Annotated in this window: 27 protein-coding genes; 5 read left to right on the forward strand and 22 right to left on the reverse strand. The window is 71.4% G+C overall.

Going from position 1 to position 25,946, the window contains the following annotated elements; genetic code table 11:
- Positions 1-54 precede the first annotated feature (54 nt).
- Entirely contained in the window at positions 55-252 is a 198-nt protein-coding gene (locus ACIQWX_RS41945) for a hypothetical protein (protein ID WP_372670492.1), read from the forward strand.
- Here the strand turns inward: ACIQWX_RS41945 and ACIQWX_RS41950 are convergent.
- Genes ACIQWX_RS41950 through ACIQWX_RS41965 form a run of 4 tightly spaced genes read right to left on the reverse strand, consistent with a single transcriptional unit; the run spans position 249 to position 4,435 of the window.
- Positions 249-1,016, reverse strand: a complete 768-nt coding sequence (locus ACIQWX_RS41950; protein WP_400883748.1) for a 3-oxoacyl-ACP reductase — start codon at positions 1,014-1,016, stop codon at positions 249-251. The two genes, ACIQWX_RS41945 and ACIQWX_RS41950, sit on opposite strands and share 4 nt — an antisense overlap.
- Complete coding sequence (locus tag ACIQWX_RS41955) at positions 1,016-2,383, reverse strand: aldehyde dehydrogenase family protein (protein WP_400883751.1); 1,368 nt, start codon at positions 2,381-2,383, stop codon at positions 1,016-1,018. The genes ACIQWX_RS41950 and ACIQWX_RS41955 overlap by 1 nt, the downstream gene beginning before the upstream one ends.
- Entirely contained in the window at positions 2,380-3,090 is a 711-nt protein-coding gene (locus ACIQWX_RS41960) for a gamma-glutamyl-gamma-aminobutyrate hydrolase family protein (protein WP_400883754.1), read from the reverse strand. The genes ACIQWX_RS41955 and ACIQWX_RS41960 overlap by 4 nt, the downstream gene beginning before the upstream one ends.
- Positions 3,071-4,435 carry a glutamine synthetase family protein gene (locus tag ACIQWX_RS41965; RefSeq protein ID WP_400883757.1) on the reverse strand — a complete coding sequence of 455 codons (1,365 nt, stop codon included), beginning with the start codon at positions 4,433-4,435 and terminating at the stop codon, positions 3,071-3,073. The genes ACIQWX_RS41960 and ACIQWX_RS41965 overlap by 20 nt, the downstream gene beginning before the upstream one ends.
- Positions 4,436-4,558: 123 nt before the next feature.
- On the opposite strand from ACIQWX_RS41965, the gene ACIQWX_RS41970 reads away from it, so the two are divergent.
- Together ACIQWX_RS41970 and ACIQWX_RS41975 are read left to right on the forward strand one after the other, a co-directional pair.
- Positions 4,559-4,879: a hypothetical protein gene (locus tag ACIQWX_RS41970; protein ID WP_400883759.1), complete on the forward strand. Its 321-nt coding sequence runs from the start codon at positions 4,559-4,561 to the stop codon at positions 4,877-4,879.
- Between the two features lie 77 nt (positions 4,880-4,956).
- Positions 4,957-5,481 carry a general stress protein gene (locus ACIQWX_RS41975; RefSeq protein WP_400883761.1) on the forward strand — a complete coding sequence of 175 codons (525 nt, stop codon included), beginning with the start codon at positions 4,957-4,959 and terminating at the stop codon, positions 5,479-5,481.
- A gap of 88 nt (positions 5,482-5,569) precedes the next feature.
- On the opposite strand, the gene ACIQWX_RS41980 is transcribed toward ACIQWX_RS41975, so the two are convergent.
- The 3 genes from ACIQWX_RS41980 to ACIQWX_RS41990 form a co-directional block, all read right to left on the reverse strand.
- Positions 5,570-6,823, reverse strand: a complete 1,254-nt coding sequence (locus tag ACIQWX_RS41980; protein ID WP_400883764.1) for a DUF1700 domain-containing protein — start codon at positions 6,821-6,823, stop codon at positions 5,570-5,572.
- Positions 6,820-7,143 (reverse strand): PadR family transcriptional regulator, encoded by a 324-nt coding sequence (locus ACIQWX_RS41985; RefSeq protein WP_400883767.1) that lies wholly within the window; start codon positions 7,141-7,143, stop codon positions 6,820-6,822. The genes ACIQWX_RS41980 and ACIQWX_RS41985 overlap by 4 nt, the downstream gene beginning before the upstream one ends.
- 87 nt (positions 7,144-7,230) lie before the next feature.
- Entirely contained in the window at positions 7,231-7,677 is a 447-nt protein-coding gene (locus ACIQWX_RS41990; protein WP_400883770.1) for an Lrp/AsnC family transcriptional regulator, read from the reverse strand.
- 62 nt (positions 7,678-7,739) lie between these two features.
- Between ACIQWX_RS41990 and ACIQWX_RS41995 the strand changes: the two genes are divergently transcribed.
- Positions 7,740-8,642 carry an SMP-30/gluconolactonase/LRE family protein gene (locus tag ACIQWX_RS41995; RefSeq protein ID WP_400883773.1) on the forward strand — a complete coding sequence of 301 codons (903 nt, stop codon included), beginning with the start codon at positions 7,740-7,742 and terminating at the stop codon, positions 8,640-8,642.
- A 15-nt stretch (positions 8,643-8,657) separates the two neighbouring features.
- Here ACIQWX_RS41995 and ACIQWX_RS42000 read toward each other — a convergent pair whose 3' ends face one another.
- From ACIQWX_RS42000 to rsmD, 14 genes are all read right to left on the reverse strand, one after another.
- On the reverse strand, positions 8,658-9,818 hold the full coding sequence (locus ACIQWX_RS42000) for an MAB_1171c family putative transporter (protein ID WP_400883776.1): 1,161 nt from the start codon (positions 9,816-9,818) through the stop codon (positions 8,658-8,660).
- Positions 9,815-10,345: a hypothetical protein gene (locus ACIQWX_RS42005; RefSeq protein ID WP_400884338.1), complete on the reverse strand. Its 531-nt coding sequence runs from the start codon at positions 10,343-10,345 to the stop codon at positions 9,815-9,817. The genes ACIQWX_RS42000 and ACIQWX_RS42005 overlap by 4 nt, the downstream gene beginning before the upstream one ends.
- A gap of 266 nt (positions 10,346-10,611) precedes the next feature.
- The gene (locus tag ACIQWX_RS42010; RefSeq protein WP_400883778.1) at positions 10,612-11,046 is read right to left on the reverse strand and encodes a helix-turn-helix domain-containing protein; all 435 of its coding nucleotides are present in this window, start codon (positions 11,044-11,046) and stop codon (positions 10,612-10,614) included.
- Between the two features lie 58 nt (positions 11,047-11,104).
- Positions 11,105-11,974, reverse strand: a complete 870-nt coding sequence (gene mutM, locus ACIQWX_RS42015) for a bifunctional DNA-formamidopyrimidine glycosylase/DNA-(apurinic or apyrimidinic site) lyase (RefSeq protein ID WP_400883781.1) — start codon at positions 11,972-11,974, stop codon at positions 11,105-11,107.
- Between the two features lie 44 nt (positions 11,975-12,018).
- A complete protein-coding gene (locus ACIQWX_RS42020; protein WP_400883784.1) occupies positions 12,019-13,374 on the reverse strand; it encodes a polysaccharide lyase 6 family protein in 1,356 nt (451 codons plus the stop codon).
- Between the two features lie 90 nt (positions 13,375-13,464).
- Positions 13,465-14,232 carry a ribonuclease III gene (rnc, locus tag ACIQWX_RS42025; protein ID WP_400883787.1) on the reverse strand — a complete coding sequence of 256 codons (768 nt, stop codon included), beginning with the start codon at positions 14,230-14,232 and terminating at the stop codon, positions 13,465-13,467.
- Between the two features lie 13 nt (positions 14,233-14,245).
- Positions 14,246-14,428, reverse strand: coding sequence for a 50S ribosomal protein L32 (gene rpmF / locus ACIQWX_RS42030; RefSeq protein WP_013223689.1), 183 nt, complete (start codon positions 14,426-14,428; stop codon positions 14,246-14,248).
- A gap of 89 nt (positions 14,429-14,517) precedes the next feature.
- Positions 14,518-15,105, reverse strand: coding sequence for a YceD family protein (locus ACIQWX_RS42035; protein WP_400883790.1), 588 nt, complete (start codon positions 15,103-15,105; stop codon positions 14,518-14,520).
- A 466-nt stretch (positions 15,106-15,571) separates the two neighbouring features.
- Positions 15,572-16,300 (reverse strand): DivIVA domain-containing protein, encoded by a 729-nt coding sequence (locus ACIQWX_RS42040; RefSeq protein WP_400883792.1) that lies wholly within the window; start codon positions 16,298-16,300, stop codon positions 15,572-15,574.
- Positions 16,301-16,413: 113 nt separating this feature from the next.
- On the reverse strand, positions 16,414-17,097 hold the full coding sequence (locus ACIQWX_RS42045) for a hypothetical protein (protein ID WP_400883795.1): 684 nt from the start codon (positions 17,095-17,097) through the stop codon (positions 16,414-16,416).
- On the reverse strand, positions 17,097-17,597 hold the full coding sequence (locus tag ACIQWX_RS42050; RefSeq protein WP_400883798.1) for a SigE family RNA polymerase sigma factor: 501 nt from the start codon (positions 17,595-17,597) through the stop codon (positions 17,097-17,099). Before ACIQWX_RS42050 ends, ACIQWX_RS42045 begins: the two co-directional genes overlap by 1 nt.
- 71 nt (positions 17,598-17,668) lie before the next feature.
- Complete coding sequence (locus ACIQWX_RS42055; protein ID WP_400883801.1) at positions 17,669-18,370, reverse strand: ribonuclease domain-containing protein; 702 nt, start codon at positions 18,368-18,370, stop codon at positions 17,669-17,671.
- A 94-nt stretch (positions 18,371-18,464) separates the two neighbouring features.
- Positions 18,465-18,950, reverse strand: coding sequence for a pantetheine-phosphate adenylyltransferase (coaD, locus tag ACIQWX_RS42060; protein WP_400883803.1), 486 nt, complete (start codon positions 18,948-18,950; stop codon positions 18,465-18,467).
- Between the two features lie 43 nt (positions 18,951-18,993).
- Positions 18,994-19,554 carry a 16S rRNA (guanine(966)-N(2))-methyltransferase RsmD gene (gene rsmD / locus ACIQWX_RS42065; protein ID WP_400883806.1) on the reverse strand — a complete coding sequence of 187 codons (561 nt, stop codon included), beginning with the start codon at positions 19,552-19,554 and terminating at the stop codon, positions 18,994-18,996.
- A gap of 123 nt (positions 19,555-19,677) precedes the next feature.
- Here rsmD and ACIQWX_RS42070 point away from each other — a divergent pair, with 123 nt between their 5' ends.
- Positions 19,678-21,795, forward strand: coding sequence for a HelD family protein (locus ACIQWX_RS42070; protein WP_400883809.1), 2,118 nt, complete (start codon positions 19,678-19,680; stop codon positions 21,793-21,795).
- A gap of 383 nt (positions 21,796-22,178) precedes the next feature.
- Here ACIQWX_RS42070 and ACIQWX_RS42075 read toward each other — a convergent pair whose 3' ends face one another.
- On the reverse strand, positions 22,179-25,940 hold the full coding sequence (locus tag ACIQWX_RS42075) for a hypothetical protein (protein ID WP_400884340.1): 3,762 nt from the start codon (positions 25,938-25,940) through the stop codon (positions 22,179-22,181).
- Positions 25,941-25,946 lie beyond the last annotated feature (6 nt).

Genomic DNA, 25,946 nt, shown 5'->3' on the forward strand with positions numbered 1-25,946 from the left:
CCCGCTAGCTTTGCGCAGGGACGAATCGCCCGACCGGCGTCGACGCTGGTCACCATGACCACCACCATCATCGCCCTGACGCTCATCGTCGGCGTGCTGACCTTCGCCGCCGGTGCCTTCCTCGCCTCCGAGATCGCCGTCCGCGTGCTGCGCCGCCGCGAAAAGCTCGTGTCCGAAGAGCGCAAGAAGCTCAACGCCGCCTGGAACTACCTGCGGGAGGTCTACGGCGTCAAGAAACCGACCAAGCGTTAGAGCGGGGTGACGTACGCGCCGGAGATGCCGCCGTCGACCAGGAACTGGGACGCCGTGATGAAGCTGGCGTCGTCGCTGGCCAGGAACGCGACCGCGGCCGCGATCTCCGACGGCTCGGCGAACCGGCCGACCGGCACGTGGACCAGCCGCCGCGCCGCGCGTTCCGGGTCCTTCGCGAACAGCTCCTTGAGCAGCGGCGTGTTCACCGGCCCCGGGCACAGCGCGTTGACGCGGATGTTCTCCCGCGCGAACTGGATACCCAGCTCACGGCTCATCGCCAGCACCCCGCCCTTGGACGCGGTGTAGGAGATCTGCGACGTCGCCGCGCCCATCACCGCGACGAACGACGCCGTGTTGATGATCGAACCGCGACCTTGGCGCTGCATGTGCGGCAGGACGGCCTTGCAGCAGTGGTACACCGACGTCAGGTTGACGCGCTGCACCCGCTCCCAGGCGTCGATGCCGGTGGTCAGGATGGAGTCGTCCTCGGGCGGCGAGATCCCGGCGTTGTTGAACGCGACGTCGACCGAGCCGAACTGCTCGACCGTGCTGTGGAACAGGTTCTCGACCTGTTCGGCGTCGGTGACGTCGGTCTGGATGAACGCGCCGCCGATCTCGTCGGCGACCGCCTTGCCCTCGGCCGGCGTCAGGTCCGCGATGACGACCTTCGCGCCTTCGCTCGCCAGGCGGCGGGCCGAGGCGAGCCCGATGCCGCTCGCGCCGCCGGTGATCACCGCGACGCGGCCTTCGAAACGCTGGACCATTACTCCTCCGTGCTGAGAAAGACGTTCTTGGTTTCGGTGAACGCCGCCGCGGCGTCGGGGCCCAGCTCGCGGCCGAGGCCGGACTGCTTGAACCCGCCGAACGGCGTCCAGTAGCGCACCGACGAGTGCGAGTTGACCGACAAGTTCCCGGCTTCGACACCACGCGCGACGCGGAACGCGCGGCCGGCGTCGCGGGTCCAGATCGACCCGGACAGGCCGTACTCGGTCGCGTTGGCCATCCGGACCGCGTCGGCTTCTTCGGCGAACGGCACGACGGCGACGACCGGGCCGAACACCTCCTCCGCCACGGCCGGGTGCCGCAGGTCGGGCGGGGTGAGGACGGTCGGCGGGAACCAGTAGCCGGGGCCGGCGGGCGCGCTGCCCCGGAACGCGACGGGTGCGTCGTCCGGGACGTAGGAAGCCACCTTCTCCCGGTGTGACGCCGAAATCAGCGGGCCCATCTCGGTCTTTTCGTCGCCGGGGTCGCCGACGACGACGCCGTGCACCGCGGGCTCCAGGAGTTCCATGAAGCGGTCGTACGCGCTCGCCTGCACCAGGATCAGCGAGCGGGCGCAGCAGTCCTGGCCCGCGTTGTCGAAGACGCCGTAGGGCGCGGTCGCGGCGGCCTTCTCCAGGTCGGAGTCGGCGAAGACGATGTTCGCGTTCTTGCCGCCGAGTTCGAGGGTCACGCGCTTCACCTGGGCCGAGCAGCCGGCCATGATCTGCTTGCCGACCTCGGTCGAGCCGGTGAAGACGACCTTGCGCACGCCCGGGTGGTCCACGAACCGTTGCCCGACAACGGATCCCTTGCCGGGCAGCACCTGGAAGACGTCCTCCGGGATGCCCGCCTCGCGCGCCAGCTCGGCCAGCCGGATCGCGGTCAGCGGCGTCAGCTCGGCGGGCTTGAGGACGACGGTGTTGCCGGCGGCGAGCGCGGGCGCGAAGCCCCAGCCGGCGATCGGCATCGGGAAGTTCCACGGCACGATCACGCCGACCACGCCGAGGGGCTCCTGGAACGTGACGTTGACCCCGCCGGGCACCGGGATCTGCTTGCCGATCAGGCGTTCCGGGGCCGCGGAGTAGTAGTTGAGGACGTCCCGGACGTTGCCCGCCTCCCAGCGGGCGTTGCCGATGGTGTGCCCGGAGTTCTCGACCTCCAGCCGCGCGAGGTTCTCGATGTCGGCCTCGACGGCGTCGGCGAAGCGGCGCAGCAGCCGCGCGCGGTCGCCGGGGGTGACGTCGCGCCAGGCCGGGAACGCCGCCCGCGCGCGGGCGATCGCCGCGTCGGTCTCCTCGGCGCTGGTCAGCGGGACCGTCCGGACCACCTGCTCGGTGGCCGGGTTCCGGACGTCGAACGTGCTGGTCATGTCCTCTCCTTGCTCGCCTTGACCAGGGCTTGGAACAGCCGGACGTCGTCGCTGTCCTGCTCGGGGTGCCACTGGACGCCCAGGGTGAACTCGCCCGGGATCTCGGCGGCCTCGATCGTGCCGTCGGCGGCCCAGCCGACCGGTTCCAGGCCGGCGCCGAGGCGGTCGACGGCCTGGTGGTGGTAGCAGAGCGTCTTGGTCTCCGGCCCCAGGATCGCGGCGGCCTGGCTGCCCTCGGCCAGGGTGACGGTCCCCCGGCCGAACGTCGCCGGCGCGGGCTGGTGCTCGGTGGTGTCGCGGGCTTCCGGCAGGTGCTGGGTGAGCGTGCCGCCGAGGGCGACGCTCATCACCTGCAGGCCGCGGCACACGCCGAGCACCGGCTTGCCGGCTTCGCGCGCGGCTTCGAACAGGCCGAACTCGAAGGCGTCCCGGTTCGGCCGGGTGTAGGTCGTGGGGTGCTGCTCCTGGCCGTAGCGCTCCGGCTCGACGTCGGCGCCGCCGGTGAGCACGAGGGCGTCCACTGTGGACACGAGCTTCTGGTAGGCGTCGGACACCGGCGGGAGCAGCACCGGGATGCCGCCGGCCGCGACGACGCAATCGACGTAGACCCGGTGCAGCAGCACGGCTTCGGTCTCCCAGACCAGGAACTTGGCGGGTTCGAGGTAGCTGGTGAGGCCGACGACGGGCTTAAAGTCGTTCGAAGCCACGGATCAGCTCCCAGTCGGTGACGGCGGCGTTGTAGGCGTCGATCTCGATCTTCGCCGCGTTCAGGTAGTGGTCGACGACGTCGTCGCCGAAGGCTTCCCGGGCCAGGTCGCTGTTCGCGAGGGCGGCGGCGGCCGCGGGCAGCGTCGTCGGCACGGTGTCGCGATCGGAGTCGTAGGCGTTGCCGGTGAACGGTTCTTCCAGCTCCAGCTCGTTCTCGATGCCGTGCAGGCCGGCGGCGATGAGCGCGGCGACGGCGAGGTACGGGTTGACGTCCCCGCCCGGCACGCGGTTTTCGACGCGCAGCGACTCGCCGTGCCCGACGACGCGCAGCGCGCACGTGCGGTTGTCGGTGCCCCACGCGATCGCGGTCGGCGCGAAGCTGCCGGGCATGAACCGCTTGTAGGAGTTGATGTTCGGGGCGAAGAAGTACGTCAGCTCGTGCAGCGCGGCGAGCTGGCCGGCGAGGAACTGCTCCATCAGCGTCGAGAAGCCGTGGTCGTGGTCCCCGGCCAGGACGGCGCGGCCCTCGGTGGAGCGCAGGCTGATGTGGATGTGGCAGGAGTTGCCTTCGCGCTCGTTGTACTTCGCCATGAACGTGAGGCTCTTGCCTTCCTGCGCGGCGATCTCCTTGGCGCCGTTCTTGTAGACGCTGTGGTTGTCGCAGGTGGAGAGCGCGTCGGTGTAGCGGAAGGCGATCTCCTGCTGGCCGGGGTTGCACTCGCCCTTGGCGGACTCGGGGTAGAGGCCGGCGCCGGCCATCTCGTTGCGGATGCGGCGCAGCAGCGGCTCGAGGCGCGCGGTGCCGAGCATCGAGTAGTCGACGTTGTACTGGTTGGCCGGCTTGAGCCCCTGGTAGCGCTTGTCCCAGGCGGCTTCGTAGGTGTCGTCGAAGACGATGAACTCGAGCTCGGTCCCGACGTAGGCGGCGAGGCCGCGCTCGGCGAGCCGCTCGAGCTGCCGGCGCAGGATCTGCCGCGGCGACACGCTCACGGCGCCCCCCTGCACGCGCTCGACATCGGCCAGCACCAGCGCGGTGCCCTCCTGCCAGGGGATCTCCCGCAGGGTGTCGAAGTCGGGGCGCAGCACGAAGTCGCCGTAGCCGCTGTCCCAGGAGGAGAGCGCGTAGCCGTCGACGGTGTTCATGTCGACGTCCACGGCGAGGAGGTAGTTGCAGGCCTCGGTGGCGTGCCCGACGACCTCGTCCAGGAAGTACTCCGCCGAGCAGCGCTTGCCCTGGAGCCTGCCCTGCATGTCGGTGAGCGCGACGAGCACGGTGTCGATCGTGCCCGCGTCCACGCGCGCCCGGAGCTCGTCGAGGGTGAGCATGCCTCGCCTGCGTGCCATCAGCCGCCCCAAAGGTTTGATGCGAATCCTTTGCGGGTTCTTCCTACCCGGTGATGGGTCCGGGGTCAACCGGAACAAAGGTATTTTGTTGACCCATTACGTGGTGGCGCGGGCCGGGACGTCATGAACGACTCCTTCATGGCGTCCGGCGAGGTGAACGGGTCGTTCACGACGTCCCGCACACCCCTGGCCGCGCGCGGGCGGCCCGTAGTCGCGGACGGCGGCGGCAGCGTGTCGTCCGGGCCGAGCAGCCCGATCGCGTGGGCGGCGTCGACGATCGTGGGCACCCCCGGCCGGCCCTCCCCGGTCCGGCCGCCGCGACAGCGCTCGGCGCCCGCCCCGCAGCCGGCGTCCCGGCCCGCCGGCCACGTCCCGTGCACCCCCGGCCTGCCCTCCGCCCAGCCGCTCGCCCCCGCCGGCGGTATGCGCGGTTTGCCCGGCTGAGAAGAGCCTGTGAATTCGCCACGACGGGAGGAATTCCGGGTACTCCCACGTTGAACGGGGCAGGAGAGGTGAGATCGATGACCACAGCATTCACGCAGCAGAACACGATCGGACAGCAGCAGGCCCGGCCGCAGCTGCCCACCATGCCCACCGGCTGGCCGATCGGTTCCTACGAGTCCTACGAGCAGGCGCAGCGCGCGGTCGACCACCTCGCGGGCACGGACTTCCCGGTCACCGACGTCACGATCGTGGGCGTGGAGCCGATGCTCGTCGAGCGCGTCGCCGGGAAGATGTCCTGGGGCAAGGTCCTGGGCAGCGCGGCGACGTCCGGGGCGATGTTCGGCCTGTTCCTCGGCCTGGTGCTCAGCCTGCTGAACCCCGGCGCGGGCCTGGTCCCGATCGTGATCGGCCTCGTCGCCGGTCTCGGGTTCAACCTGCTGTTCGGTGCACTCGGCTACGCGGTGAACCGCAACAAGCGCGGGTTCATCTCGCAGAGCCAGCTGGTGGCGCGCCGCTACGACGTGCTGTCCCAGCCCCGCAACGCCGAAAAGGGCCGCGCCCTCCTGGCGGACCTCGCCGCCCGCAGCGCCTTCGGCCACTGACGCACGGAAAGATCGAAGGCCGCCCCCGGTTCTCCGGAGGCGGCCTTCGTCGCGTCAGGAGCGGCCCCGACCTCCGCTCCTGAAAGCTCTACCTGGTGGGTGTCGCCGGCGGCGGCGTGGTCGTCGCGGGCGTGGTCGTCGGTGCCGGTGTCGATGTCGCCGGGGTCGTCGGGGTCGTCGGCGGGGCCGTCACCTTCGGGATCGCCGCGCTGAACGGCACGCCCGCGTCCTCGCGGCAGGCCGAGCGGTACCCGTTGTAGCCGTTGTAGTTGCCCTGGTCGTCGGTCACGCCCTGCTCGACCTTCGGCCGCGGGAACCGGTTGTCCGCGCCGATCTTCTCCTTGGTCCCGCTGGACCGCTCGCAGCCGTAGCGGGTCACCGTGAGCGGCCGGCCCTCTTCGTCGTAGAGGTAGACCTCGGTCAGCGGCTTGCCCTCGGCGTCGAACGCGTAGACGTTCTCGACCTCGTTGCCGCCGTAGGTCAGCTGCTCGTTGCCGTAGCGGTCGGACGACGACGGGTAGTACGACGGCGAGCTCGAGTAGGAGTTCCGGTTCGAGATGAGGCTGACCGCCGCGCCGAAGCCGCCCAGGATGCCCCCGATCACGAACGCCGAGATCGGCACCGCGACCCACAGCAGCCGCCGGTCGCCGCGCAGCCGCGGGCCCGCCCACACCGCCGCGCCGCTCGCGACGAGCAGGAACGGCAGCAAGAGCACGGCGTCGGGCTCGCGCAGCATGAGCAGCAGCCCGAAGGCGACCAGCACGACGGCGCACACGATCCACCACGCCGGCTTCAGCGACGAGAGGTAGCTCAACGCCTTGCCGGAGTCCTCCTGCTCGTGGCCCTTGGCGAGCGTCCGCCGCAGCCACACCACTTCCGGCAGCGCCAGCACCGGCTCGACCCCGCCGCGCAGCAGCAGGAAGAAGCTGATGAGGAAAACGGGCAGGAAGAGCGCGGCGCCGATCAGCGCGTCCGGGTCGATGCGCACGGCGGCGGCGAACGCGAACAGCGCGAGCGCCACGGCGCTGAGCACCAGGCCCCAGAACGCGATCCGCGGTTTCGCGAGGCTCGGGGCCTTCGCGGTGGTGAGCACCTGCGTCGCACCTTCGGCCGGCGCCGGGTACCCGCCGGACGCGCGCAGCTCGGCGGCGTAGCTCTCCGGCGTGCCGAGCCGTTCGATCAGGGCCTCGACGCGGGCACCCTCCCCCAGCTCGGCTTCGAGCTCCGCCAGGTGCGGGCGGACGTCCTCGAGGATCTCTTCGATCTCGTTCGCGGGCAGGTCGGCGAGCGCGGTGCGGACCCGCGCCAGATACACCCGCACGGCGGTCGGCTTCTCGCTCATGCTGCCTCTCCCAGGAGTACGTTCATCGTCGATGCGAAGCTTTGCCAGGTCTTGCCCGACTCCGCGAGGCGGGCCCGGCCCGGCTCGTTCAGGCTGTAGTACTTGCGGTGCGGGCCTTCTTCGCTGGGCACCACGTACGAGGTGAGCAGGCCGCCCTTGTAGAGCCTGCGCAACGTCCCGTACACCGACGCGTCCCCCACCTCGTCCAGGCCGGCGCTCCTGAGTCTTCGCAGGACGTCGTACCCGTAGCCGTCTTCCTCGCGGAGCACCGCGAGCACGGCCAGATCGAGCACCCCTTTGAGCAGCTGACTGATCTCCACTGCACCCTCCAGTCTTACGCTTGGGAAGGTACCACGCATTGCACAGTAGTGCGCACGGCGGAGGGCCGAACGGCGTGTCGAACGCGTTCAGGCGGTGGGATCCACCGGGCGTTCGAAGAAGGATTCGAGGACCACGATCGTCTGCGTACCGGTGACACCGTCGATCGCGAAGAGCCGGCGCAGCGACGCCTGGAGCTGCTCGGTCGTCGGCGTGCGCACCTTGACCAGCAGTGCCGCCGGTCCGGCGATGACGTGCGCCTCCACCACTTCGGGCAGCGCCTCGAGAGCCGTGCGCACCGGCTCGTCCCCCATCCAGGCGTTCGCCTCGACGAGGACGTACGCCGCGACGCCGCGGCCGACCGCGACGGGGTCGACGTCCACCGCGGTCCGGCGGATCACCCCCTGCTCGCGCAGCTTCCGGACGCGCTCGTGGGCCGCCCCGGCGGAAAGGCCGACGGCTTTGCCGAGTGCGGCGTAGGCCTGCGTCGCGTCCTGCTGGAGTTCGGCGAGCAGCATGCGATCCACGTCGTCCACCTCTTGACCATATCAGGTTCGGCGATACATGCTTGTCGCAGAATCTCATTAGGGGTGAGCGGATGGATCTGGTCAAGACGGACTTCGAAGTGCTCGACGAGCGCTTCGCACGCGTCAACGGCGACGAGTGGATGCAGCGCCTGCACACCGGCTGCCGCTGGACCGAAGGACCTGCCTACTTCCCGGCGGGGCGCTACCTCGTGTTCAGCGACATCCCGAACGACCGCACGCTGCGCTGGGACGAGACGACCGGCGAGGTGGGCGTCTTCCGGCAGCCGTCGCAGTACTCGAACGGACACACTGTCGACCGCCACGGACGGCTGATCAGCTGCGAGCAGGGCACCCGCCGCGTCACGCGCACCGAGCACGACGGCTCGATCACCGTGCTGGCCGCGGAGTTCGAGGGAAAGCGGTTCAACAGCCCGAACGACGTCGTCGAGCACTCGGACGGGTCAATCTGGTTCACCGACCCGAGTTACGGCATCGACAGCGACTACGAGGGGTACCGGGCGGAGAGCGAAATCGGCGCGTGCCACGTGTACCGCGTCGACTCCTCGGGCGAGGTGCGGATCGTCGCGGACGACTTCTCGCGGCCGAACGGGCTGGCGTTCTCGGCCGACGAGTCGCTGCTGTACATAGTGGACACCCGGCAGCAGCCCAGCCACATCCGCGTGTTCCGCGTCGGCGCCGGAGGCGAACTGTCGGGCGGCGAGATCTTCGGGACGTGCGACAACGGCGTGTTCGACGGCGTCCGCGTCGACAGCGAAGGCCAGGTCTGGGCCGCGGCCCACGACGGCCTGCACTGCTTCGCGGCGGACGGCACGCTGATCGGCAAGCTGCGGGTGCCGGAGATCTGCTCGAACTTCACGTTCGGCGGCGCGAGGCGCAACGAGCTGTTCATCACGGCGTCGAGTTCGGTCTACACGCTGCGGGTGACGGTCACCGGGGCGCGCTACCCGTCGTGAGTGGGAAACAGTGTTCTAACCCTGTTTCCCACTCACGACCCGTTGCCAGGCGCGGCTGACCCGGACCAGCCAGGCCGCTTCGGCCTCGACGTTCGCGTCGGCTTCCCGCAGGTCGCCGGGCTCGCGTCGTGCCGCCTCGAAGCGGCGGCCCTCGCGGCCCGCCTCGATCGCCGCGGCCAGGGCCACCGCCTCGACCGTCGGCGCGAGGTCGGCTTCGCGGACGCCGGCGCGGCGGGCCTCCGTTTCCGCGCGGGCCGGGAGGTCCGGGTCGAAGTGGGCCCGCAGCGCCAGGTGGCCGTCGCGGATCTCGATCACCCGGCGGTACAACGCGAATTCGGCGCCGCCCGCCAGTTCGCGGCCCGGGTCGAGCGCGATGCCCGGCACCGCCGCGCGCAACGCCGTCCACAGTGGCTCGATGCGGCGGTACGCGCGGTACGCCCGCACCCGGCCGACCACCGACGACACTGCCGGCGCCCACGCGGAGAGCGTCGCGCCGGCGGCGACGAACCCGATCGTCGCCGCGGCGAGCACCGAGGACGGCAGGTCCTCGCGCGCGCCGATCCGGCCGGTCCGGGCGAGGGCGCGGACGTCGTCGACGTCCCAGAACGTCCACGCGAACGCCGCCACCACGCCGATCAGCAGCAACCACAGCCCGGCGCGCAGCGGGCCGGGCTCCGCGTGCCACGCGCTGCGGGCGAACACCGTGATCAGCAGACCGAGGCTGATCAGGCTGTAGACCAGGAAGACGACCTTGTCGGCCAGGGCGTACGGCAAGCCGTCGGCGGAGAAGACCGTGTCGTCGCCGACGCGTCGCGGCTCGGAAAGCGCGAAGCAGACGGCGAGCAGCACCATGGTGGCGCCGGTGAACAGCGCGTGCGGGGCGAGGCGGGCGCCTTCGCCGCGCCACACGGACTGCGTGAACGCGACGGCGAACCCGATCGCGCCCAGCTTGAGCTCGTCGCCGGCCAGGCTCAGCACCCACTCGGCGACCGGGCCGGGCCCGGCGAGGGCGGCCGTCGCGGGTGTCAGCACGACGATGCCGGTGGCGATGCAGATGCCGAACCCGGCGAGGAACCACATGGTGCGCACCGGCTGGCTGCGGCGCGCCTCGACGAGCTTGTACCCGAACCCGGCGAACCCCACCAGGCAGAGGTGGTAGGCCAGGGTCTCGATCACGGCGCCCGGCGGCGGGACCGGCCGCCGAAGAGGGAGTCGAAGCGCCGCACGCCGTCCGGGACGTCGGCCGCGAGCTCGCGCGGCTCTTCGGGCCGCACGGCGCGTTGCGCGAGCAGGCTCGCGACGAGCTCGGCTTCGCGTTCCTGGACCTCGGTGTAGGTGGTGCGGCCGAGCACGCGCCGGACGAGCTCGGGCGAGAGGTTCGGCATGAGCTGCCGCCCCGCGGCGGCGTCGATGGCGACGCCGTCCGCGCCACCGTCGGCGCCGGTGTGGCCGCAGAGCAGGTGGCCGACCTCGTGGAGCAGGATGTGCCGCCGGTGCAGGGCGGTGGTGTTGGTCGGGTAGAGGATGTAGTCGGCGCGTTCGGTGCTCATGAGCAACCCGCAGGGAGCGCCTTCGGGGGCGCTGACGGGCATGAGCTCGATGGGCCGCCCCCGGGTGACGGCGAGGCTCGCGACGAACGCCTCGGCATCGAAGGGTTCGGGCAGGGCAACGGAATCGGCGACTTCCCGAGCCCGCTTCCACAGAGCGCGCCCCGCACGCCGGCGCCCGGACGGTTGCGTCAAGTCAGCCCTCCCTCATGCCGCGCCCCCACGGCCTCGCCGGTTCAACGCGAAGGCGGCGGCGGGGATACGCGAAGGGAGGAAGATCGAGACCGCGAGTTTCGGCTGAGGTCGCGGACAGGCCCTGCCGATCGAGTGCCGAGGCGAAGCCGTCCACCAGAAGCCGCGTTCGCGCAGCGGTCAGCCGGCAAGGCTCGGCGGCCGGGCGGCACCCCACGGAAGCCGTCACCTCAGCCCTCCCTCTTCGGTGTGCCGCGACCTGCCTCCCTTCGGGCTATCGCGTCGATCATGTCGCTGATCGTGTCCAAGCCGTCCGACGACAGCGTCACCGCTCGCAGCGCCAGGTCCCGGACCCCCGCGTCGCGCAACGCTCCCAGCAGGGCCAGCTCTTCCGCGATCTTCGTGCTCTGCTCGTCGTCGAAGAAGTATGCCGGAGGGACTCCGAAGAACTGGGCCAGCGCCTCCAGATGACGCTTCGTCGGGTTGTCGCGGCGGCCCGTGCGCAGCTGCCACAAGTACGTCGTCGAAAAGCTCTCGCCCGTTGCCTCGCGGCACGCCTTCGCGACCTCTTCGTTGCTGTACGGCTCACGATCGGGTCTGCGGACCACGTGGAACAGCCGGTCGATCTTGTCGGCCAGCGTCGACTTCCCAGGCTCCTTGACCACGATGCACTCCCTCAGCTGCCAGGCACATTCATCCTAGCTGAAAGCTGAACACCATTTATCAACGCAAGTTTGCGCGCGGTCGCGGCTGGCACTTCGGGCACGAGAACGACGACCGGTTCATGAACGGCTCCCGCCGGATCGCTGTGCCGCAGCGGTGGCAGGGCATCCCCTCCTGGCCGTACGCGTCCAGCGAACGGTCGAAGTACCCCGACTGCCCGTTGACGTTCACGTACAGCGCGTCGAACGACGTACCGCCCGCGCCCAAAGCCGCGTTCATCACGTCCGACGCCGCCGACAGCAGCTCGCGCCCCTTCGCCAGCGTCAGCTTCTCCGTCGGCCGGGCCCAGTGCAGGCGGGCGCGCCACAGCGCTTCGTCCGCGTAGATGTTGCCGATGCCCGACACCAGCGTCTGGTCCAGCAGCGCCCGCTTGACCTCGGTGCGGCGCGACCGCAGCGCGCGCACCGCCGCGTCGAGGTCGAACGCCGGGTCCATCGGGTCGCGCGCGATGTGCGCGATCGTGTCCGGGAGCAGCACGTCGTCGCCGACGTCGTGCACGTCGTCGAGCGCCAGGCCGCCGAACGTCCGCTGGTCGACGAACCGCAGCTCGGGGCCGTCGTCGTCGAAGCGCAGCCGTACCCGCAGGTGTTTCTCGTCCGGCGCTTCCCCGGGCTGGACGAGCATCTGCCCGCTCATCCCGAGGTGCGCCAGCAGCGCCTCCTTGTCGGACAGCTCGAGCCACAGGTACTTGCCGCGGCGCCGCGCCGCCTCGACGCGGGTGCCGGCCAGCCGCTGCGTGAAGTCCTCCGCGCCGAGCGCGTGCCGGCGGATGGCGCGCGGGTGCAGGACCTCCACCTCGCGGATGGTCCGGCCCGCGACGTGCGCCTGCAGGCCCAGGCGGACGACTTCGACCTCGGGGAGTTCGGGCATACGACCATTGTGCCCGGGGGGTCTGACATTTCTTGAAAGGGCGCCTACGGGGCGGACGGTCCGACGTCGGCCTTCGTCAGCGGGACGCGGGTCGTGCCGGACGCGAAGTACTCGTCGGCGCCGACGTCGTAAGCACCACTGCGGGCCTGCAGGTCGAAGTCCTTCGCGGCGAACGGGTACGAGCCCACGCCCGCGTCGATCGCCGGGCTGCCGGAGGCCGGCCGGTACAACCCCGCGGCGTCCTTGACCAGCTTCGGATCGACGTTCCGCGACGGAACGCCCGCGGTGCCGCCGAACGTGATGTTGCCCTCGTACCTGACCGTCGACCCGCTCGGCAGCGTCACGAGCGTCCCCGACGTCCCCTTCACGATGTTGTCCGCGACCACGCAGTCCTTCGGCTTGAAGTCGCCGCCGTCGCCGTCGATCACGCTCTTCGAACCCAGCACCGTGTTGTACGCGACCGTGACGCGGTCCGGGCGGTCGTGCAGCTTGCTCGCCGGGCCGCTGTCGGCTTCGTCACCGGACCCGAACACGATCGCGCGATCGCCGGAATTCGCGACGTAGTTGTTGACGATCTTGTGGTCGTTGCCGTGGAAGCGGATGCCCGAACCGAAGAGGACATTGCCCTCGACGGTGCTGCGGTTGCCGTGGCGCAGCACGATGTAGCCGGTGCTGTCGCGGATCGTGTTGTAGCGCACCACGTTGTCGGACGACTTGACCGAGATCGCCTCGCTGTCGCCGTCCGCCTTCTCGAACAGGTTGTTCTCGACGAGGGCGTTGGCCGAATAGGACTGGCGGTCGCTGAGTCCCAGGCGGATCGACTCGCCGCCGTTCGAGCCGCTGAACTGGTGGTTGTAGAAGTAGTTGTGGTGCACGTGGACGTGCTTGGCCATCGCGCCGGACGGCCCGAGGATCTGCAGGAACACGCCCTGGCTGGTGCGGTTCTGGAAGACGTTGCGGTCGACGACGGTGTCGTCGCCGCTGACCGTCACCCAGTTGCCGTCGGTCGTGAGCTGGAAGTCGTTGCGGGTCAAGCGGTTGTCCGACGCGCCGGCCGGGACGCTCAGCTTCGCGCTGCCCCGGAACTTGAAGCCGCGCAGCACGACGTTCGAGACGCCGCTCGCGAAGGCGAACGTCTTCGAGCCGGTGATCGTCGCCTGGCCGGTGTGTTCGGCGGCGACGGTCACCGGCGCGGTGGACGTGCCGGACCGCTTGATCGAGAGCGTCGAGCCCGCGGAGTAGGAACCGTCGGCGAGCACGATCGTGTCGCCGGGGTTCGCCTTGTCCATCGCGGACTGCAGCGCCGAAAGCGACGTGACGCGGATCTGCGCGGCCGAAGCCGCCGGTCCGGGCACGACGACGAGCGCCGCCGCGATCAAGGGGACGAAGAACAGACGCATTCCGCCAAACCTCTCAGTCAGGTACGAGCGCGGCGGATCGCCACACGCTACTGAGCGGTTCGGGAAATCGTCAACGGAGGTTCCCGGTGATCAGGACTCCGCGTCGTCCTTCTTCTCGGCTTTCTCGGCCTTCTCGGCTTCGAGTTCGGCCGACAGCGAGCGCCACGCCGTCTCGGCGGCCTTCTGCTCGGCTTCCTTCTTCGTCGAGCCGGTGCCGTGCCCGAGGGGACGGCCCGCGACGAGCACCGTGGCCGTGAACTCCTTGCGGTGGTCCGGCCCGGTGTCCTCGACCTTGTACTCGGGCACGCCGAGGCCGGCCGACGCGGTCAGCTCCTGCAGGCTCGTCTTCCAGTCGAGCCCCGCACCGCGCAGCGGCGCTTCGGCGAGGAGACCGTCGAAGAGGTGGTGCACGAGCTTGCGGGCGATCTCGATGCCGTGCTCGAGGTAGACGGCACCGATGACCGCCTCCAGCCCGTCGGCGAGGATGCTCGCCTTGTCCCGGCCGCCGGTGAGCTCTTCGCCCTTGCCGAGCAGCAGGTGCGCCCCGAGCCCGCCCTCGCCGAGCCCGCGGGCGACCCGCGCCAGCGCGTGCATGTTGACGACGCTGGCGCGGAGCTTCGCGAGCTGACCTTCGGGCAGGTCGGGGTGCGTGGTGTAGAGGTGGTCGGTGACGACCAGGCCGAGCACCGCGTCACCGAGGAACTCGAGCCGCTCGTTCGGCGGCAGGCCCCCGTTTTCGTACGCGTACGAACGGTGGGTCAGCGACAGCCGGAGCAGCTCGGGGTCGAGTGTGACCCCGAGCGCTTCGAGCAACGGCGCCGGATCGGCGGGTGGTCCCCCTGGCGTCTTGCCCCCCATGTCGGCTACCCGATCAGGCGGGCTCGACGACCTGGCGGCCGTTGTGCTGGCCGCACGACGGGCACGCGATGTGCTGGAGCTTCGGCTGCTTGCAGGCGCGGTTGGAGCAGGGCACCAGCTGCACCGGAGCCGCCTTCCACTGGCTGCGGCGGGAGCGCGTGTTGGATCGCGACATCTTCCGCTTCGGGACGGCCACGAGTAGATCTCCTTAAGACGGTCTGCTCGCGGTCGTGCGAGCGAACTTTCTCACCGGATCGAGCTGGGGCGCTCGTCAGGCTTGCTGCTTCAGCTGGGCCCGGGCTTTTCGCCCGCGTTCTCGTCGAAGCGCTCGACGAGGGCGGCCCACCGAGGGTCTATCTTCTCATGCCCGTGTCCGGGCTCGAGATCGGCCCACTTGACGCCGCACTCCGTGCAGAGCCCGGCGCAGTCTTCGGTGCACAGCGGTGCCAGCGGGAGGGCCAGCACGATCGCGTCGCGCACGATGGGTTCGAGGTCGATCTTGTCGTCGACCAGCCGGGGGATCTCGTCCTCGTCGGTGGTCTCCTCGGTGGCCGACCCCGGGTAGGCGAACAGCTCCTGCACCTCGACCTCGACCTCTTCGGTGAGGGGGTCGAGGCACCGGGCGCAGGTGCCCTTCGCCGTGGCCTTCGCGGTACCGCTGACGAGCACGCCTTCGACGACGGACTCGAGCAGCAGGTCGAGTTCCAGCTCGGAGCCGGCTTCGATGGTGATGACATCGGGGACGCCGAGCGGCGTCTCCACCGGCACGCTGCGCGTGAGGGCGCGGCTGAGGCCGGCGTGACGGCCGAGCTCACGGGTGTCGATCACCCAGGGGCTGCGGTCGTCGAGCTGGGGGGTCTTGTTCTCGGACATCCAGTCCAGGGTACGCACTGGTCGCCACCCGTTTTGAGCTGGGACCTCGCTGGTCCGGCTCGGGTCGGCTCGGTGAGCGCTCGCCGCGGTGCGCCACGCCGAGGGCGAGCCCGCGCGCTCCCTCGCCTGGGGCGTGGGGGAGCCGGCGGGCTGGCATGGCCGGCGAAACGAACGGCAAGCGCGGCCTCGGCGGTGGAGTGCTGTCCTGAATGAGTCATTCAGGGCGCCGGAGGTCCTGAATGACTCATTCAGGACGTGGCCGGGGGGTGCGGTGCGGTGCGGGCCTCGGCGGTGGGCCGTTGGCGGCGCCGGGCCGGAACGGGCAGCCCCCGCCGCTCCCAGGGGGGCGTCCCCGGGCCAGTCTATCGGCCCGCCCCGGCGAAAAGGCCCGCAAAGCCGCCTCGGCGAGCCGGTTGTCCACAACCGGCTCGGCCTGGGGACAACCCGGCTCAAGGCGAGAGTCGCGTCACACCTGGTAGTCGTACAGCGTCGGCCGGCCGCCGGAACTCGGCAGGTTCGCCGGCGACCTCAAGTGGTTGCGTCCCGAGTCGACCGTCCGCAGCGTCGTCGCCAGCAGCTCCGAGAACTCCGCCAGCTTCCCGTCCACGTAAGCGTCGCAGTCCGCCCTCTGGCGGTCCGCCTCCGCGTGCGCCTCGTCCACGATCCTCGCCGACTCCGCGTGGGCCGCCTGGACGACCTCCGTCTGCGCGACCAGCCTGCCCTGCTCGGCGCGGCCGTCCTCGATCGCGCGGTCGTACGCGTCGCGGCCGGCCTGGATCATGCGCTCGGACTCCGCCCGGGAGCGGTCCGTGAGGTTCTGGTACTCCGCCTGGCCCGCCGCCACCGTGCGGTCGGCCTGGTCGTGCGCGTCGGCGAGCATCTGCTCGGCCCGCGCCCGCGCGTCGGCCATGATGCGCTCCGCCTCGTCCGTCGCCTCCGCGATCGCGCGCTCCGCCTCGGCGTTCGCGCCCGCGACCGTCTCCCCCGCCTCCTTGCGGGCGGCGTGGATCAGGTCGTCGCGCTTGTCGAGGACGTCCTGGGCGTCGTCGACCTCGGCGGGGAGCGCGTCGCGGACGTCGTCGAGGAGTTCGAGCACGTCGCCGCGGGGCACCACGCAGCTGGACGTCATCGGAACGCCGCGCGCCTCCTCGACGATGGTGACGAGCTCGTCGAGCGCCTCGAAAACCCGGTACACGGCAACTCCAATCCCCTGTCGCTGGGACCAGTCTGCCCGGTGGGGCGGCCGAACCGGTGAACGCCACCGGCACCGGGCGTGTCCCCCTGGACCACGCCCGGTGCCGGCTCCCCCTACGGCAGCACGAACGCCGGATCGGTGATCACCCGCGTGAGCTGCTCCTCGGTCAGCGGGTAGCCGAGGCCGCCGATCACGATCACCGTCGAGCCGTCGGGGTGGTACAGGAACCCGGTGTTGCCCTCGCGCACCGGCTGGCCGTTCTCGTCCTGGTAGACGAGTTCGGACAGCACGAGCAAGCCGCCGCCGGGCTGCGGGAGCCGGACGCAGTGCGACTCCACGCCGGCCGCGGTGCAGAGCCGGTCGCCCGGGACGACCTCGTGCGCGGCCGACGCCCCGCGCACGACCAGCTGGAAGTTGCCGGGCCGGCCGCTCGCGTCGACGAATTCGGCCGTCACGCTCATCCGGTCCGGCCCGATGCTGTCGGCGGCCGACCGGCCCAGGGTCAGGTCGTGGACGCCGGGCAGCGCCCGCGTCACGGCCTCGGTGAGCGCCAGCCGGATCCGGGATTGCTCGGCCACCGACGGCGGCACCGGTGCCCCCGCGGGCGCCACCGGTTCCCGCGTCGGAAGCAGGGACAACGCGGCCACTGTGGCGGCGACCGCGACGGCCGTGAGGACCACCGCGGCGGACCGGCGCCGGACGTGCCGGGCCGCGCGGTCGGCGACCTCGTCGGGGTCGAAGCCCAGCGGCGGTTCCACGACGTCCACGTCGCGCAGACGGGTCTCGAGGTCGGTCATCACGCGCTCCTCTCGGCGCTGTGCTCCAGCACGCCCCGGAGCGTTTCGAGCCCGCGGGCGGCCTGGCTCCGGACGGTCCCTTCCGAGCAGCGCAGCACCTCCGCGACCTCCGCCGCCGGGAGGTCGGCGCAGTAGCGGAGGACGACGGCGGCGCGCTGTTTCGGAGGGACTTCGGCGAGGGCACGCAGGAGCGGACCGGAGATCCCGGTCTCGGGCGCGGAAGAAGGCTGGTCCGGCACGACGCCGTCACGGCGTTCGCGGCGCCGCCACGGCCGCCGGGACTCGTCGAGCCAGCAGCGCAGCAGGACCTGCCGGGCGTAGTTGTCGACGGGCCCGCGCCGGGTGATCTTCGGCCAGACCCGGTACAGCTTGAGCAGGGCGTTCTGGACGAGGTCCTCCGCGAGGTGCCAGTCGCCGCACAGCAGGTACGCCGTCCGCCTCAGCACGAAGGCCCGCGCCCGGGCGAACTCCCGGAAGTCCGCGTCGTCCGCTGCCCGCATCGCGCCTCCTCGTCTTCGTGTAGTACCTCACGGACGAGGGGGCGCGACGCGTTGCACGGAAACCCGGGAATTCAGGAGTTCAGGTCGATCCGCTTGAACGTGGCGTAGTGGTCGGGCGTGTAGGCCAGTTCGCCCGCCTTGCCGGAGATCACGCGGTCGTTCGTGCCGACGGTGAAGAGCTTGTAGTAGCCGGACGCGCAGGCCGGGAGCACGCCTTCGCGGTTCTCGTACGTCGTGCTGCTGGTCGCTCCGCCGCGGACGTTGTCCACCACGGTGCGAGCGGCGGCCGAGAGCTGGGAGTAGCCGATCTTGGTGAGACCGGTCAGGTCGCCGCAGGCGTGCGTCGTGCCGCCGCCGGAGATGTCGATGACCTTGAAGGTGGCGTAGTGGTCACCGGTGTAGAAGTACTCACCGCCCGAGCCGGTCACGATGCGGCGCGTGCCGCGGTTGCTCGAACCGGGCGTCGGCACCGTGTACTCGTGGTAGTAGCCCGACGCGCACGACGGCAGGATGCCTTCGCGGTTGTCGAAGACGACGCCGTCGTTCTGCGGGTACGGGAACGGGCCGCCCTTCCGGATCAGGTTGTACGTCGTCGTCGCTTCGGCGGGCAGGGCCGGGAGCGTCGTGTGCGAGAACCCGGAGAGGTTGCCGCAGGCGTTCTGCGCGGCGACCGACGGCGAGTTCGTCACCGCTTCGGCGGCGGTGACCCCCATGGACAACGTGGCGAGGAGCGCGAAGAGGACCGCGACCAGGCGTGATCGATTGTTGGTCATTTTCGGACCGTAACCCGGTCGGATGATCCTCAGAAGACGAGAACGTGAACTCGGGCGGCAGCGGCCGCAAGTCCCGACGAAGGTAGGGAGCCGATCAGCGCCCGAGCTTCGGGAACTTCTCCGAAAGCCGCTCGTAGACGACCACCGGGACGAGGTGCTCGATGTCGCCGCCGAGGGCCGCGACCTCCTTCACCAGCGAGCTGGAGACGAACCCGTACGCCGGGTTGTTCGCCATCAGCAGCGTCTCGACGCCGGTCAGCTCGCGGTTCATCTGGGCCATCTGCAGCTCGTAGTCGAAGTCGCTGACCGAACGCAGTCCCTTCGCGATCGCCGCGATGTCGTTGTCGCGGCAGTAGTCGACCAGCAGGCCTTCCCACGAATCGACGCGCACGTTGGGCAGCTTCGAGGTGATCTCGCGCAGCATCTCCAGGCGTTCTTCGATCTCGAAGAGACCCTTCTTGCTCTTGTTCACCCCCACCGCGACGACGACCTCGTCGAACAGCACGCTCGCCCGTTCGATGATGTCGAGGTGGCCGTTGGTGGCCGGGTCGTAGGAACCGGGACAGACCGCACGCCGCATGGCGCGGACGCTACCGTGCCGGACCCGGTTTCCGCCGCGTGGCTCACGCCACAGGCGTGTATTCGGCCCAGAAGACCGCCGTGTCGCCGTACTTCTTGTCGCGCGTCGGCGCGAAGCCGGCGGGCCACGCGGGGGCGCCGTCCCGCGCGGCGCGTTCGATCACGACCAGCGCCGACGCCCTCAGCCAGCCGCCCGCGGCCAGCGCCGCCAGCACCTTGCCCAGCGCGGCCGCGTCCACGGCGTACGGCGGGTCCGCCAGGACCAGGTCGAATGCCGCGGGTGAGGGCGCCGCGACGACCGTCTCGACCTGCCCGGCCCGGACCGTGCCGCCCAGGCCCAGCGCCGCGACGTTGCCGCGCAGGACGTCCACCGCGCGGCGGTCGGCCTCCACGAACAGGGCGTCCGCCGCACCACGGGAGAGCGCTTCGAGACCGAGCGCGCCGGAGCCGGCGTAGAGGTCCAGGACGTGGGCGCCGTCGACTTCGCCGGCCGTCTCGAGGGCGTTGAACAGGGCTTCCCGCACGCGCTCCGACGTCGGCCGGGTGCCCTTCGGCGGCACCTTCAGCCGCCGCCCGCCCGCCGTCCCGGCCACGATCCTGGTCACCCCCCGATTGTGGGGGGATGACGCGCGGCACTCAGAACCGGGACATCGGTGTGCGCGCCGGAGCCAACGCGTAGAGTCGTTCTTCGCCCTCGGAGGCGATCCAGAGCTGTCAAGGAGCCATGCGTGTCGGAACCTCGGGTCAGACGGGCCGAGATCGCCATCGAACAAGCCCACGTCGATCGCGTGTACACCCGTCTGGACGAACTGCGCACCCAAGCCGAGGCGATGCGCACGAAGGGCTACGAGATCGGCCAGGGCGCGCAGCGCGAGGCGATCTTCGAGCAGGCGTCGATGCTGTTCGAGCGGGACATGATGGTCTACCACGCCAATCAGACGCTCCAGACGCTCGACGCCGAGTACGAAGGGCTCGTCTTCGGCAGGCTCGACCACCTCGACGACGCCGAACGCACCTACGTCGGCAGGCTCGGCATCCGCGACGCGGAGTTCGACAACCTCGTCACGGACTGGCGCGCGCCGGCCGCGGCCGCGTTCTACCAGGCCACGGCCGAGGAGCCGATGGACGTCGTGCGGCGGCGCGTGATCCGCTGCTCCGGCCAGAACGTCCTCGACGTCGACGACGACGTCCTGATCGCCGACGCCGTCCCCGAGGACATGCAGATCGTCGGCGAGGGCGCGCTGATGGCCGCGCTCGGGCGCTCGCGCGGCGAGAAGATGCGCGACATCGTCGCCACCATCCAGAAGGAGCAGGACGAGGTCATCCGGGCGCCGTGGCGCGGGGTCACCGAGATCACCGGCGGCCCGGGCACCGGCAAGACGGCCGTCGCCCTGCACCGCGCGGCCTACCTGCTCTACCGCTACCGCCGTCAGCTCGGCGGCGCCGGCGTGCTCGTGATCGGGCCGTCGGGGGTGTTCACCAGCTACATCTCGCGCGTCCTCCCCTCGATGGGTGAGACGAACGTCGAGCTGCGCGCGCTCGGCGAGGTCCTCGACGGGCTGGAGGCGACCCGGCAGGACGCGGCGCCGCTGGCCGCGATCAAGGGGTCGCTGCGGATGCGCAAGATCCTGCTGCGGGCGCTGCGCGACACGCCGCCGGACGCGCCGGAGGAGATGCGGATCGTCTACCGCGGCGAAGTGCTGAAGCTGAACGCGCGCGAGCTGGAGAAGGTGCGCCGCAAAGCCCACACGCAGGGCGCGCCGCCGAACCGGTCGCGGATCCGGGCCGCGGAGCTGCTGCTCGACGCGCTGGCGGCGAAGGCCGAGGAGTACGCGAAGGCCGACGGGAAGCAGCTGGACCGCGCGGAGCTGATCACCGACCTCGGCGAGCGGATCGACTTCCACCGGTTCCTGGTCGTCTGGTGGCCGGTGCTGTACCCGGCGCAGATCCTCAAGTGGCTGGGCGAAGAGAAGCGGCTGGCGTCGGTGGCGAAGGGCGTGCTGAACCGCGCCGAGATCTCCCTGCTGGCGGCGGACCTCGCGGACCGCTCGCGGGGCTGGTCGATCGCGGACGTCGCCCTGCTCGACGAGCTGCGCGTGCTGATCGGGCCGCCGCCCAAGCGCAAGCGGCGCCAGGTGATCGAGGTCGAGCCGGAGCGTTCCGGCGGCGCGCCGACGCGCCCGGAGCACTACGACGAGTACTCGCACGTGGTCGTCGACGAGTCGCAGGACCTGTCGCCGATGCAGTGGCGGATGGTCGGGCGGCGCGGCAAGTACGCGAGCTGGACGGTCGTCGGCGACCCGGTGCAGAGCTCGTGGCCGGACCCGGCGGAGGCGGCGTCCGCGCGTGACCAGGCGTTCGGCGTGAAGACGGCCCGCCGACGGTTCACGCTGCGGACGAACTACCGGAATTCGGCGGAGATCTTCGACCTCGCGGCCAAGGTGGTGGCCGGCCACGCCGAGGCGGGCGAGCTGCCGGTGGCCGTGCGCAAGACGGGCGTCGAGCCGGAGGTCCGCCCGGTCGAGGCGACGGGCTTGGCGGCGGCGACGCAGGCGGCGGTGAAGGAACTGCTGGGCGCGGTCGAGGGCACGGTCGGCGTCATCACGGCGATGGACCGGGTGCCGGAGGTCACGGGCTGGGTGTCGGGACAGGCGGACGAGCGGTTGAAGGTCGTCGGCAGTCTCGATTCGAAGGGCCTGGAGTACGACGCGGTGGTGCTCGTGGAGCCGAACGACTTGATCGTGGAGTCGACGACGGGCCGGCGGGTGCTGTACGTGGCGCTGACCCGGGCTACGCAGCAGCTGATCGTTTTGGCGTCCAACCCCGACTGGATCCCGGCCGGCTGACCTGCTGTCTTGAATGAGTCGGCTGGCGGCCGGCAGCCCCGGCGCCCAGCAGTCCGACGGCGCAAGTACGCAGTCGGCTCGGGCTTCGGCGGTGCTCGCGCAGACCTTCGCCGCCACTGGATCCCGGCCGCCCGAACGACATGAATGACTCATTCATGTCGCCAGACGACATGAACGACCTTTCACGTCATCTCCGGACCGCACCCGGACACGCTGAAGGGCCCCTTCGAGGGGCGGGAGCGGGGTTCCCGTGCCCTTGAAGGGGCCCTTCAGACCCCCGGTGAGTGAACGTCGTGGGACGTCGCCGTCCGAGGGCATGTCTAGTGGACAAACGTTGTTCGGTGTCCGCGCCTCCGCACCGAACAACAACGCCGAACAACTCGTTATGAACAGGGCGGGGCGTAGTCGATGCCCGGCAGGCCCGCCGACCACTCGGCTTCGGTGATGCGGGGCGCCGCGACGGCGCAGATTCTTTCGGCCGCCCGGTCGGGGTCGGTCTCCGCGAACCGTACCGTGCCGTCCGCGACCGCGCCCGCCAGTGTGTGGCCGTCCGGGGCGAACTGCACCGCGTACACCCGGTCCGCTTCCTCGGGCAATGCCGCGTACGGCTCGCCGCGGGCGACGTCCCACAGCCGGACCGTGCGGTCGTAGCTGCCGGACGCCAGCACCCGGCCGTCGCCGCTGAAGGACACGCCCATGACGATGTCGGTGTGTCCCGCGAGGACCGCCGAGACCCGCGCGGCAGCCGGGTCGGCGACCGACCACAGGCGCACCACGCGGTCGGCGCCCGCGGTCGCCAGCGTCCGCCCGTCCGGGCTGAACGCGACCGCGAAGATCGTGTCGGTGTGCCCCTCCAGCTTGGCGAGCGGCCGCGGCGCCCGGGGCGCCGAGACGTCCCACAGCCGCGCGGTGTGGTCCCAGCCCGCGCTCGCGAGGGTCCGGCCGTCGGGGCCGAAGGCGAGCGTGTGGACGTCGTCGTCGTGCCCCTGCAGCTTCGCGATCTCGACCGGGTGCAGGCGGTCGGCGAGGTCCCAGAGCCGGACCGTGTGGCCGTCGCCCGCCGTGGCGAGGACCCGGCCGTCCGGGCTGAACGCGACCGCGTCGATGTCGTCGTGCGGGCGGGAGAACACCGTCGGCGGCCCGGGGTGGGCCGGGTCGGTGATGTCCCGCAGCGTCATCGTGTGGTCCCAGCTGCCGGTGGCCAGCGTCCGGCCGTCCGGGCTGATCGCGACGCCGCACACCGCGTCGCCGAAGCCGCCGATCGTGGCGACCGTCCTGGGCGCGGCCGGGCCGGCGAGGTCGTGCAGCCGCACCGCCTGGTCGTAGCCGCCGGTCGCGAGCACACCGCGGCCGAACGCTTCGTGGCACGCCCGTGCCGTGTGGGCCGGGAGAGCCGGGCCGGGCAGGTCCCAGAGCCGGGCGGACTGGTCGTCGCTGGCCGTCGCGAGCGTGCGCCCGTCGCGGCTGAACACCACGGCCCCGACCGCGCCGATGTGCCCGGGCAGGGACTGCAGCTCCCGCGGCTGCCGCGGATCGGCGACGTCCCAGAGCCGCGCGGTGCGGTCGAAACCCGTCGTGGCCAGGGTGTGCCCGTCGGGGCCGAACGCGACCGACCGCACGATCGCCTTGTGCGCGCCGAGCGACGCCAGCTGAGCCGGGGCGGCGGGATCGGTGACGTCCCACAAGCGCGCCGTCTGATCGGCCGAAGCCGTGGCGAGGGTGTGCCCGTCGGGGCTGAAGGCGACGTCGTGCACGACGTCGGTGTGCCCGGTCGCGACGCCGAGCGCTCGCCGTCCGGGAACGTCCCAGAGGCGGGCGGTGTCGTCGGCCGACGCCGAGGCGAGCAGCCGGCCGTCCGGGCTGAAGGCGAGGTTGTTGACGTACGACGTGTGCCCGGGCAGCTCCCCCGCCGGCCGCGGGTGCGCCGGATCGGTCGTGTCGTACAGCCGCAGCGTGCCGGCGACGTCGGCGGTGACCAGCAGCGGCGCGACCGGGCTGAAGGCGACCGCGTAGGACTTGCCTTCGTGCTGCTCGACGATCATCCCGGGGCCCGGCCGGGCGGGGTCGCCGACGTCCCAGACCCGGGCGGTGCCGTCGAAGCCGGCAGTGGCGACGGTCCGGCCGTCGGCGCTGAAGGCCACGTTGTTGACGTTGCCGGTGTGCCCGGTCAGGACGCCCAGCGGGACCGGGTGGTGCGGGTCGTGGACGTCCCAGAGGCGCGCGGTGCCGTCCCAGCTCGCGGTGGCGAGGACGCGGCCGTCCGGGCGCAGGGCGACGGTATTCACCCGGCCGATGTGCCCGGTGACGCGGGCCGAATACGGCGTCGCGAACACGCCGAGCACGCTGCTGCGCGCTTCGGCGCTCGGGTCGAGGCGGTAGGCGGCGAGCGCGAGCTGCGCGGAAAGCGCGGGGTTGGTGGCGCGCATGGCCAGCGCCTGCCCGGCCACCTTCTGTGCGAGCGCGCTGTTGCGCTGATCGGTGGCCGTGCTTTCCGCGCGCACCGCGTACACCGTGGCCGCGACGGCGACGACCAGCAGGACGGCCAGCAGCGCGACGAGCTGCCGCAGCCGCCGGGTGCGCCGCCGGTCGCGTTCCTGCTCCGCGTGCTCGACGGCGAGGCTGGCGTCGAGGAACCGCCGTTCCCGCTGGGAAAGCGCGGTGTCCTGGCGCGCGGCCCACTCCCGCGCGACGGCCAGCCGGGTGCCGCGGTGCAGCCAGCCGGAGTCCTCGCCGACGGCCTCCCAGGCGTCGGTCGCCTCGGTGAGCTGGCGGTGCACGCGCAGGCCTTCGCGGTCCTCGGTGAGCCATTCGCGCAGCCGCGGCCAGCCGCGGATGAGGGCCTCGTGGGTGATCTCGATGCCGGTGTCGTCGAGGGTGACCAGCCGCGCGGCGGCGAGCCCGTCGAGCACGACGGCGGTGTCCTCGTCGTCGGTGTCGAGCTCGCCCCGGCCGATCCGGCGCTTGGTGTCTTCGGTGCCTTCGCCGAGCGCGGTCATCCGGAGGAAGACCTGCCGGGCCAGCCGCTGCTGACGGGGTGAGAGCCGCGCGAAAGTGCTTTCCGACGTCTGGGCGATGGCCCGCTCGATGCCGCCGGTCGACTCGTAGCCGGCCAGGGTGAGCGTGGTGCCGCGCCGGCGTCGCCACGTTTCGAGGAGCGCGTGGGAGAGCAGCGGCAGCACGCCGGGCCGGCCGGTGGCGTCCGCGACGAGCCGCGAGACGAGCGCGGTCTCGACGCGGTACCCGGCGTCGACGGCGGGCCGCGAGATCGCCTGCCGCAGCTCCTCGGTGGTCATCGGGCCGACGAGCACCTGCGCGTCCTGCATGGCTTCGGCGAGGTCCGCGTGCCGCGCGCAGTGGGTGTAGAAGTCGGTGCGGATGCCGAGGACGACCCGCGTCCGGCTGCCGGGCTCGGTGGTGGCGGTGACGAGCGCGTCGAGGAACCTTGCGCGTTCCTGGTCGTCCTGGCAGAGGGTGAAGACCTCTTCGAACTGGTCCACGACCACGACGACGTCGGTGTCGTCGAGTTCCGCGAGCTGCCGGGCGGCGAGGCCGAGGTTGCGCGGGTGCGCGGCGAAGTCGTCGAGCAGCGCGCCGGGCGCGAGGCCGAGCGCGGCGGCGAACTTGACCGCGCACTCCTGCAGCGGCCGGGCGCCCGGGGTCAGCAGGACGACGGGGTCCTTCACCGACGGCAGCAGGCCGGCCCGCAGCAGCGACGACTTCCCCGAGCCGGACGCGCCGAGAACGGCGAGAAAACGTTGTCCCGAAAGCCGCGTGACGAGCTTTTCGACCAGCCGCTCGCGGCCGAAGAACCGGCTCGCGTCGGCGGAGGTGAATGCGGACAGCCCGACGTACGGCGGCTTTTCCCCGGTTTCCGGCGCGGGCGCGGCGGCCTCGTCCGGACGCGCGTCGTCGGCGACGGCGTGCCAGCGCTCTTCCCATTCAGCGGGTACCCCGCCGCAGGCCCGGACGTAGGCGAGGGTCACGGCCAGGCTGGGGAGTTTCCGCCCGCCGGCGGCCTCCGAAAGCGTCCCGGCCGAATAGTGCGCGCGCCGGCCGAGCTCGCGGTACGTCGGATTCCCGGCACTTTCCCGCAACCGCCGCAGATCGGCGGCGAATCCGGTCAGCGGGTCGTCCCCGGGATCCAAGGGTCG

Origin of the sequence: Amycolatopsis sp. NPDC098790 (assembly GCF_044759945.1) — a bacterium.
In the GTDB taxonomy this organism is placed as follows: Bacteria; Actinomycetota; Actinomycetes; order Mycobacteriales; family Pseudonocardiaceae; genus Amycolatopsis.